Consider the following 9006-nt stretch of genomic DNA (forward strand, 5'->3'; position numbering starts at 1 on the left):
TGTTTTGAACATAATTGTGGCAGAGGTTTTCATATCACTTTGAACTTGAACAAAACCATTTTGTTCAGAGGTGCCGGGCTGCGCATCTCTTTGTTTTAATGTCGCTTTACGTGAACTAAAGGTTTTTGGATTTATTTTATTTTGTTCGCAGTATTTAACAATTGTCAGGCCACTGGCCAACTGCGCTTCAATAATGGTTTGCCAATCTTCGAGTGTTCGCCTGGCCATAATGCTCTCCCAAGTTTAAATTGGGTTATAGGCTAACGATTAGTTTAGGTTTATTGTAGGTGCGGGTACGCCGACCTTCACTAAATAAACCTAATAGTGGTACTGTGAATTTTTGGGATGAATGGCAAGAAGCTACCCCTGCTGACCGATTAACAACGGCAATTGATAATTGGCGAAAGCAAAATATTCAGTAGCAGTGTTGCTGGACTTCTAAGCTTTCACGAGACATATATGATAGTAGCAATATATCTCTTTTGAGTGTAAAGAAAAGAAGTTCAGCCATTAGTTGTATTAGTCTTAGAAAATTGTATCGGCTAGTTTTTGCATTGTTAATTTGGCTTCATAAGGTATTTCTGGTAAGTTTAACCCGTCATAACCACCGACTTCTAAAGGCCCGTATCCATCCCATTCTTCACCTGTATAGCTATTAATTGCAATATGTTTATCTTGCGTAATATCGAAGCCGTTTTGTAGTCCGTAATAGTACCAGAACCATTTTTCGTTATTAGACATAGAAGTTTTAAGTGATGATTCATCTTCGCCAAAATATGATTCACTACTATTTATATAAAATGCAATAGCTTCTTTAGATGGGTAATTTAATAAGGTAAGGATATTCCAGCTTGTATATAATTCATGAAATTTAGGTGAATGTTTAACAAGTTCTTTTTCGAATAAATAGTCTAATGATTTAACCACTAAATGGGGAGCTTCCTGAAATAGACTTGTCCATTTAGATTCATGCTCAGAGTAGAATATATCTGAAAAAGATTTAGTTGATTGAGGTTTGTTTAAGCTACTGAATTCTAGGTGCTCTTTTTCATTAGTTAACTCACTTAATAACTCTTGAAATGGTTGTATTGCCATAAAATTATCGGCTACTGAATTTCTAAGAGGAGAGAGTTGTTCGCCTGTAAGTCGTTTTTCGTACCAATAATCCCCAGCTAGATTATTAGAATCATTTTCGTAGTTACATAATTCTGTTACACATAAAACTAAAGCGCATAAAAGAGCATCAGTTGAACCTTGCTTAATTAATACTCTTAATTGGTTTATGAAGTCTGTATGAAGCTGTGTTACTTCCTTAATATCATCAAATTGTTCTAATTCATCAAAATAAACAGCTTCATCTAAACTTATTAAATAATGAGCTATGTTTTCCAAGGTAGGCTTTTCGAAATAATAATTAAGCTCACAAATAGATTTAGCAATTTTTAATGCAGTAGCAGCTTCATAATTCAAGTTTAATGCCCGCTCAAAACTTTGTTTTTGTGAGTGCTCTTTTTCTCTTGGTGTTATTTTTTTGATAGGGTCATTACATGCTTGAAATGCAGCATAACTACCATAACCATAATAGGCAGATACAAACTCATAAAGGTGGGCTTTCTTAGTTTTAAAATTCTCTCGAAGTAATGCTGAATGTAGAGTGTGTACTAAAGTTTTGATATTCATTATAAACATATCCATATGCTTGAGGCAGAACTCTGCTGGCAATCAATACCACACGCGATTACGGCTGACTTCTCAAGCTGCGTAATGTTTACAAAAATTTATGAATCATTAGTTTTCTATCTTGTGATGAGGTTGCTGTTTTTCACTCGCGTGCAAGTGTGGCTAGCGCCTTGATTTAAAGAATATAGTTATTATTCTAAGATTGCAATCTAGATGTTTGTTTTTATATGTTTTGAATTTATCAGTCTCGACTAGATAATCAAAAAATATATCGATGGTAACCGTTTAAGAAGCATGAATTGCAAGACTACAGATATATTGTTAATCAATACCCTGTTTATCTAGACCTGCTAACCAAGGATCTAGTAACTTGATTTCATCTTTATAACTAACCCACCAAGCAAAAATATCTTGTTCTCCAGCAGAACCGTTTAAAGCCGATTTATATGTAGTTTGTAAGCTTTCAGTTGGTGGTTGGGGCAAGTTACTGGATTTAGCCGAGTTTGAAAGTAAAACTAAGAGTCTCCGTTTAAGGTTTATAATGAAATTCCCAGCTTCTCTATATTCCGTTGGTAGGAGTTTTATGAGTTCTAACGCACGATTTACACCAAGCTTGTGACCTCTTCGAGCATAGCTTAATGCAGCATACAAACCTGCACCATTATTTAATTTTAAATTTTTAGCTAGCTCTTTTTCACCTTGTTCTTTGTTGTATATTGTTAAATAAACACTAGCAGTGACTCTAACATGGGGGTCAACACTATTTAATAATTTATTAATAACCTGACGTTTTATTTTAAGATCTTTAGTATTGAAAATAAGTGATGAGGCAAACTCATAGCCTTTAGCTTTGTCATTCCAATCTGGGCTAGTAGGTGTCCATTTAGACAGATATTGGGATAAATATATTGGTTCATGCTTTCTAAAGTGTGTGAATGCTTTATACCAAAGCTCTTGTTTACCGTAGTTTTTATCATTTTCACTATATAAGTTTAAATACTTTTGAAAATACTGTATTTGCTCCTTATCTATATTAGAGATTGCTGAGTGCTGTGTGGTGACTTCTTGAGCGTCTTTAAAATAAAATGAATGGTATTGCAGCCAATCGTAGTTGTGAGTTTTAAGCTCTTGAAAATAATTATCTATGTTCTTTTGAAGATGTTGGCTAAAAGGGCCTTGTTCAAAAATACGGAGAATATTATAGCGCCTACTCTCTATATCTTGGTTCATAAACAACCACATTTTTCTTATGATCTGAAGCGGATCTGTAACGAGTAATAATTCTTTAGCTAAATCTTGTTCCTCTTTTGTTGTATGGTGCCAATCATATGCCATGTATTTTTGAATTAAAGAGTGAAGTATTTGTAGATCTTGCTCTTGTGCTGATTTATTTAAAAGGCTTTTGATATATATAATTAATTCATCAGTGCTTGTTACTGGTTTATCTTGCCAGCGAGGTAGGTGGTAACTATTTTGTTGGTTATATTCCTTTATAGCTAAAAAACCAGAGCCTAAAGGTATTTTGTAATCATATGCTAAATTACGCCACCAAAGCGGAACCGCACCACCTGATGACATAGAATAAATATCAACAGGAGCGTTATTTTTAAACCCTGTTATCAAAAACCTTTCACCAACAAGAGTAGGGTTAAATTGTCGGCCCCAATAGGAAACATTATTTTTAATTCTAATATTTGAGTGAAGCTTTTCGTCGCCTTTAATGATATTTATTATCTTAAACTCAGTAACGCTACCGCCAGCTAAAGTACATTCAATAACAGCTATTAGGTCAGATTGTAGTGTATGCTGTTCCCATAACCGTGCGTCAATTTTAGAAGCGAATGTATTATAACTATTCAGTAAAAAACCAAAAAGAATACAGCTAATCATAGCTATAGCTTTCAGTTTAGCTTTAAGGTTTATAGTGAATTTAGTCATTGCTAGGGTTACTATCCATATTTACATTTTTATTAGGTTCATGATTATCAAAATGTAAACCTCCATGATTAAGATTACTTCTGATTTTACTAATATCTTTAGCTCTATCTATAGCCCAACACACTCCTATAACTGGGAGTAAGATACTTAAAGTAGTAAATATATACTTCTGTCTTGGCATCAGAACAATTGATTCAGCAACATACAGACAGCCAATAAATGCAAGTATTGAATGTATTGCGATCAAAACAAGATAAATAGTTGGTAAATCCAAAGTTTATAATTCCTTATCAGATATATTTCATGAATACCTAAATTTAGCGGTTAAGTAGTTTATCAAACAAAGTTTGCTTTTTTCCAAGTGTTTTATACCCAAAATATATTACGGGCGAAAGTGAATTTCCTGTAATATCAGCCCCTTCATTTAATGCTTTATTAATCACATTACACTCAGCGCTGCGTACAACTATGCTATTAAATATTTCTGACAGTTCAGGTTTATAGTTCATTATCTCAGAAGCTAGTTCTATAGCTGTTTGATAGATAGGTTCATCGCTATAGCTAAACTGCTTTTCTAGGTTATTTACCTTATAACTATCTAGGAATTCTATATCTAATTGTTCAGAAAGTGCGACACGGCAAAATGCACTTGGGATAAATGCTGTTATACGTTCGGACTCTTTTAAACTAAGACCTAAACGTTTAATATTCTGAGTGATTACAGTATCTTCACATCCTTGGTGTTCAAAAAAGATTGGTAAGACATTTTCAAGCATTTGGCTATTTATCATGATCGTTTCTTTAATTGATTTCTTCTGTAGTAAGTTTGTAAATAATAAGAATATCCTCTTCTTCAAAACTAGACATCATTTCTTTAACTTTATAAATTTGAGATGCTTTTTCAAGAGATGCTAAGTCTGCTTCAATTGATAATAAATTAATGTTTTTTAACTCTTTCCCAACGACTTCTAACCACTGGTATTGACCAAAAGGTAAGTATCCAAGCCATTCTGATTTATACATGAATTCATCAGTTTGGGCTTGTTTGGTTGCAATTTTTAGAACTGATAATAAGTTAATTTGCGATGGTGTTAACTTCATTCAATAAATTCATCTAAAAGTTATATTTAATAGTAATAGCTGTAATGGATTTAAATGTTCTCATGAATAGTCAATTTATTATGTATCATTCGCTTCTAACCAATCACAAAAAGCATCTCCAGAATTTTCATCACCAAATTCAGCAGGATTTTTAACAACTTCTAAAGCGGTGCTTGGAATAGTTGTATTGAATTCATGTACTAACCAGTCTTGAAACTTTAAGTTTGGCTTTACAGTAAACTCATTTTTCTTGAAACTATCTAACAAGCTCAGACCAAAATCTTCATTCCAGCAAATTTCATCATACCCAATCGCGATCAACCTTAAAAAATCAATTGGGTCATCGGCTAACACACAAGCTAATATCGATCCTGAGCCAGAACCAATATGGACTATCTTCTGATTCCCGTCATCATCAAGCCAAAATCCAGCGACAGAACCATCACCACCAGTTTTAGCAAAAATCCGTAATCTATTCTTTATATTATCATTAACAAAATAAAATGAATCGCTATCTTGTTCGGCATAAAATTCAATATAAGTTCCACCTGGTCTTTCAGATTCAGACCATTCTCTTCTGATTTTATCTATTGGATAGAGGTAACCAATCCGACCAAACTCTGTTTCTTCACAAAAGTTGTTGATTTCTATCCACTTAAATAATTTCTTTAAAGGTTCAGGGATATGCATTGTCGAGGGTAATATATTTTCAATTTGAGAGCACAATGATTTCATTGCTATTATCCCTTCGTTATGTGATGTTTTATTAGTAATGATAATGAGTTGTTATTAAGCGCTTTCACCTACCCAGGAGATTTTTGCTTTTGGGTAATGCTTTTTTATATTGGCTGATAAACCTAAGGACTTTTGAACTTTAATGTTATCACTTGTGTCTATTATAAGCCTTAAAGGTTTATAGCCGTCATGTTCTTTTAAATGGGAAATTAGTTCTCTTTCTGAAACAGCAACACCCTCAAACTCGATTTGATTACTCTTGTTGATATAAACATACAACCCAGCACAACCTAAGCAGCAAACAAATCCCCTGTAATCAAGGGTATCAATTATATCAAGCCCTCTTTCTTCTGGCTGATTAAATAAAACGTACCAAATACCGCAAAGGGATAAAAGAATTGATAAGAATCCAATCTGAAAATAGTTAGTCATTATGTGTGTTACTTATTTTTTTTATGATTATTTGTAAAGTAAAAAGTTGTAATACTACCTATTAGCGTGCCTGAGAAAGCTAAAAATGCAGAAAAGTGGGGGTTATTGAAAAAGGCTAAAACAGTTGTACAAATAAGCAGTAGGAAGACTATTCCCATAGCTAGTAATGGTGTCGTTCGCTTATTTAAGCGCTCAGTGAAGGGTTCTGATTGACCTAAACCACCACATATCGCACAAGATAATCCATTATAGACTTTATTCATTTTTAACTGATGAACTTTAGTGCAAGCTATGCAACTAGAACCATTCTCATTGGAAGAACAAGTGCCTGTTTCATCACAATGTTTACATGGATACAAATTTGCTTTAATTTCTTGCATGATATTCCTTATCAGCTTATTAAGTTTGTTTTTAAAATAAAAAGCATTGTTTAAGTATCTGACTATACAGATAAAATTAATGAGGAACAAATAAATCATATTATTCAGAACGACTTAATTATAGCCATAATCTTTACTTGTAATATATTGATATAAAACATCCTTTAAGGCGCTTTATTGCATTTTATGACGCCTAACTATCCCTTTAGGGATCTTTATGGCAGTTTTGACGGGATTATCAGTAGGTAAACTGTACAGAAACTTTGGATTAGGCTTGCCTGTTTGTGATTTCAATTTAATTACTAATGTGTTGGATAACTGGTTGGTTGGTAACGATTTGGAACTAACCATCATCAATCTCTATTAGTGGAGGCTACTTTGCGCTATTAGTAATTTTAGAGAAGTATAGGAAAGTATAGTGAGTTCTGGTAATTACCAAAACACTTGGTAAATTAGCTTAATCTTTTAGTCATAATAGTGCTTATAATCACTATTATGGCTAAAAATCGCCGTTATAATGCTTATAAGCACAATTATGATTTCTTTGTTTAAAATTCAGACTTTTAAGGGGGTATTTGCTTCAAAAATGGTCAGTCCCTTATGCTTTAGTGTTTTTCAGATGTATCATCTTTTGGCTTACTTGCTTTGATTTCAATATCATGAATAAAGGTTGGATGTTTGAATATTGTGTAATACATAATTATACCTAAGCCAAAAAACACAATAATGCTTAGGCCCATGTAGATGAATATATTCATAATAACTAGTTACCTATATTGATGAATACTGAAAAAAGGATTGCAACTCAATTAGCAAACCTTTTGTTATCGTCTTAGCTCAATAAACTATGATGCCACGGGCAAATTCATCACTGCGTAAATCTATAGTATCGAGAGGTGTGATAGTTTCAACTTCCTTTCGGTACTTAATAATAAGCTTCCAAATGCAGTTAACGCTAAAATTACCACTAAGCCCAGTTGTCTTTTCGTCATACATACCACGGCCTGAATAATCAGGGTGTATCTCTATACAAGAGTTATCTAATTCCAATGTGTTTTTCAGGAATGTTGCTAGTGTTAAATTCATTTCGGGTTCTCTTTAAAATTGGTGGCAATTGCCGTTTCAAGTATCGTCATTATGGGGAGCAAAAAATGCTTAGACAAACGTGTTTCGCTTTTTTTGGAAATCAGTAAGACTAACTTTAGAAATAGATATTCTATGAAGATATTAAAAACTTTCAGTTAGATAGGTTACTTTTATATAGGTAACTTTATGACTTTAAATTACTTTTATTTAATTCAGAGTCATAGTTTGGTTTAAGGGTTTTGGCATCTAAAAGACAAACTTTTCCAGCTTCACCTACTGCAATCATAGTTTTATGGATTAAAGCAATTTGAATAACGTGAGCAGTTGCAGTTTCACAAGCTAGTTGCTCTACATGCCCTAAAGTCATAGTGAAATCTCCATCATCTTTCATCTATTTCTCTCCTTATCGACAGCTGATTTGCTAAACATAATTCTAAATATCAAACTCATAGTTATGACAAAGCTAACGATTGAAATAAAGATATAGGTTAAAACACTCATTTATTGATACCCCTAGCTAAACTGTTGATAAAATATTTTTGTATGACTCGTTAATACAATTGACTCATATTAGAAGCGGAACATTACTGCCAATTTATTGGTTAATTTACGTTTACAAAACTGACCGCGTGCATCGTTATTTTTGACATTTTCAAGGTCGCCTCCTTATCAATTTGTCCATTATGACGACTAAAATTCATTTTTATAGCTATCAGATGAAAATAAAAAAATTGCTGTTTTGGTTGTTTTTTATGGGTTTTATTTTAAAAGTGCAGTGCATTTTTAAAATCGATTTTTTGTGTTAGTACAGGTTTGCTTGATTATCACGATTGCAAGATATTGATAGATTATTTGGTTTTTAAAACGCTAATTTATGACTTGAATTCAAACTTTTGGGTGCCTGTTATATGCACTGATTTATCTCTGTAAATGCTGTTTATTTTTAAAATGTTCACAGCAAAGAATTATGCTCTTTCAAGCGATTTTACAGACTTTATAGCTCCCATTTCCTCCGTAAAGTTTCGCGGACAAAATCGATATTCAAACAAATGTAAAATCATTATTTAACATGCCTATTTCGAACTTTATTTAGCGAATTACAATATGCCTATTTCGAACTTTATTTAGCTATATCTTATTTAAAAACAAAGCATTAAAAATAATTTTGAGTTTTTTTATTTGGGATGTTATTGATTCTGAAATAGAAACTAAAAGGTGGAGGATATCGCCCCCATTTTAGATGTTTTAATCGTTAATTTTTTGCGTTAACCTAAAAAACTGTCGCTGATTTAAGCGGTTACAATTGCCTGTAGAAGGGTAAGGTTTTAGTCTTAAGGATCCCCACAAATTTTTGAAGTGATGCCTGTGATCTGTTAAATATACTTTCGCCAAAAAACAAACCTAACAGATACAGACATCAAATGACATTATCCACACTAAATATGATAGATCCAATTAAATTTGATAAACGAATTAAACAGTCATTAATGGAAGCTGTTGATGCAGTTAAACATGGCGCAAGACTGAGTTTAACTTCTATCGGTAGAGCGTTAGCACAGTCAAATAGCTCAATTGAAAAATACGGTATTAAACGCATTGACAGGTTACTGGGTAACCAAACACTACATCAAAATAGAATTAATATTTATCAACA

At 32.8% G+C, this 9006-nt stretch carries 12 protein-coding genes and 1 pseudogene; 2 read left to right on the top strand and 11 right to left on the bottom strand.

Features of this window, described 5'->3' with window-relative positions:
- Positions 1–228, bottom strand: a 228-nt coding sequence (gene tnpA / locus BM088_RS26445) for an IS66 family insertion sequence element accessory protein TnpA (protein WP_425439342.1), incomplete at its 3' end; no start/stop codon positions are given.
- Between the two features lie 59 nt (positions 229–287).
- On the opposite strand from tnpA, the gene BM088_RS27990 reads away from it, so the two are divergent.
- Complete coding sequence (locus tag BM088_RS27990) at positions 288–422, top strand: hypothetical protein (protein WP_281247210.1); 135 nt, start codon at positions 288–290, stop codon at positions 420–422.
- A 103-nt stretch (positions 423–525) separates the two neighbouring features.
- On the opposite strand, the gene BM088_RS26450 is transcribed toward BM088_RS27990, so the two are convergent.
- The 10 genes from BM088_RS26450 to BM088_RS26495 form a co-directional block, all read right to left on the bottom strand.
- The gene (locus BM088_RS26450) at positions 526–1680 is read right to left on the bottom strand and encodes a hypothetical protein (protein ID WP_091991877.1); all 1155 of its coding nucleotides are present in this window, start codon (positions 1678–1680) and stop codon (positions 526–528) included.
- A 321-nt stretch (positions 1681–2001) separates the two neighbouring features.
- Complete coding sequence (locus BM088_RS26455; protein ID WP_091991879.1) at positions 2002–3618, bottom strand: hypothetical protein; 1617 nt, start codon at positions 3616–3618, stop codon at positions 2002–2004.
- Positions 3611–3892, bottom strand: coding sequence for a hypothetical protein (locus BM088_RS26460; protein ID WP_091991881.1), 282 nt, complete (start codon positions 3890–3892; stop codon positions 3611–3613). Before BM088_RS26460 ends, BM088_RS26455 begins: the two co-directional genes overlap by 8 nt.
- Positions 3893–3935: 43 nt before the next feature.
- Positions 3936–4409 carry a hypothetical protein gene (locus BM088_RS26465; RefSeq protein WP_091991883.1) on the bottom strand — a complete coding sequence of 158 codons (474 nt, stop codon included), beginning with the start codon at positions 4407–4409 and terminating at the stop codon, positions 3936–3938.
- Between the two features lie 10 nt (positions 4410–4419).
- Positions 4420–4719, bottom strand: coding sequence for a hypothetical protein (locus tag BM088_RS26470; RefSeq protein ID WP_091991885.1), 300 nt, complete (start codon positions 4717–4719; stop codon positions 4420–4422).
- 78 nt (positions 4720–4797) lie between these two features.
- Positions 4798–5454 carry an SMI1/KNR4 family protein gene (locus BM088_RS26475; RefSeq protein WP_091991887.1) on the bottom strand — a complete coding sequence of 219 codons (657 nt, stop codon included), beginning with the start codon at positions 5452–5454 and terminating at the stop codon, positions 4798–4800.
- Between the two features lie 54 nt (positions 5455–5508).
- On the bottom strand, positions 5509–5886 hold the full coding sequence (locus BM088_RS26480; RefSeq protein WP_091991889.1) for a hypothetical protein: 378 nt from the start codon (positions 5884–5886) through the stop codon (positions 5509–5511).
- 8 nt (positions 5887–5894) lie between these two features.
- Positions 5895–6266: a molecular chaperone DnaJ gene (locus tag BM088_RS26485; RefSeq protein ID WP_091991891.1), complete on the bottom strand. Its 372-nt coding sequence runs from the start codon at positions 6264–6266 to the stop codon at positions 5895–5897.
- An 837-nt stretch (positions 6267–7103) separates the two neighbouring features.
- Positions 7104–7352 (bottom strand): hypothetical protein, encoded by a 249-nt coding sequence (locus BM088_RS26490; protein WP_091991893.1) that lies wholly within the window; start codon positions 7350–7352, stop codon positions 7104–7106.
- 184 nt (positions 7353–7536) lie between these two features.
- Entirely contained in the window at positions 7537–7743 is a 207-nt protein-coding gene (locus BM088_RS26495) for a hypothetical protein (RefSeq protein ID WP_091991895.1), read from the bottom strand.
- A 1030-nt stretch (positions 7744–8773) separates the two neighbouring features.
- Between BM088_RS26495 and BM088_RS26500 the strand changes: the two are divergent.
- Positions 8774–9006, top strand: a pseudogene (locus BM088_RS26500) (hypothetical protein); the annotation flags it as partial.

The sequence above is a fragment of the Pseudoalteromonas denitrificans DSM 6059 genome, assembly GCF_900112265.1.
In the GTDB taxonomy this organism is placed as follows: domain Bacteria; phylum Pseudomonadota; class Gammaproteobacteria; order Enterobacterales; family Alteromonadaceae; genus Pseudoalteromonas; species Pseudoalteromonas denitrificans.

Bases quoted from the DNA above. Each gene is read 5' to 3' on its own strand.
- BM088_RS26450 (WP_091991877.1), bottom strand. From the start codon at position 1,680: ATGAATATCAAAACTTTAGTACACACTCTACATTCAGCATTACTTCGA.
- BM088_RS26455 (WP_091991879.1), bottom strand. From the start codon at position 3,618: ATGACTAAATTCACTATAAACCTTAAAGCTAAACTGAAAGCTATAGCT.
- BM088_RS26465 (WP_091991883.1), bottom strand. From the start codon at position 4,409: ATGATAAATAGCCAAATGCTTGAAAATGTCTTACCAATCTTTTTTGAA.
- BM088_RS26470 (WP_091991885.1), bottom strand. From the start codon at position 4,719: ATGAAGTTAACACCATCGCAAATTAACTTATTATCAGTTCTAAAAATT.
- BM088_RS26475 (WP_091991887.1), bottom strand. From the start codon at position 5,454: ATGAAATCATTGTGCTCTCAAATTGAAAATATATTACCCTCGACAATG.
- BM088_RS26480 (WP_091991889.1), bottom strand. From the start codon at position 5,886: ATGACTAACTATTTTCAGATTGGATTCTTATCAATTCTTTTATCCCTT.
- BM088_RS26485 (WP_091991891.1), bottom strand. From the start codon at position 6,266: ATGCAAGAAATTAAAGCAAATTTGTATCCATGTAAACATTGTGATGAA.
- BM088_RS26490 (WP_091991893.1), bottom strand. From the start codon at position 7,352: ATGAATTTAACACTAGCAACATTCCTGAAAAACACATTGGAATTAGAT.
- BM088_RS26495 (WP_091991895.1), bottom strand. From the start codon at position 7,743: ATGAAAGATGATGGAGATTTCACTATGACTTTAGGGCATGTAGAGCAA.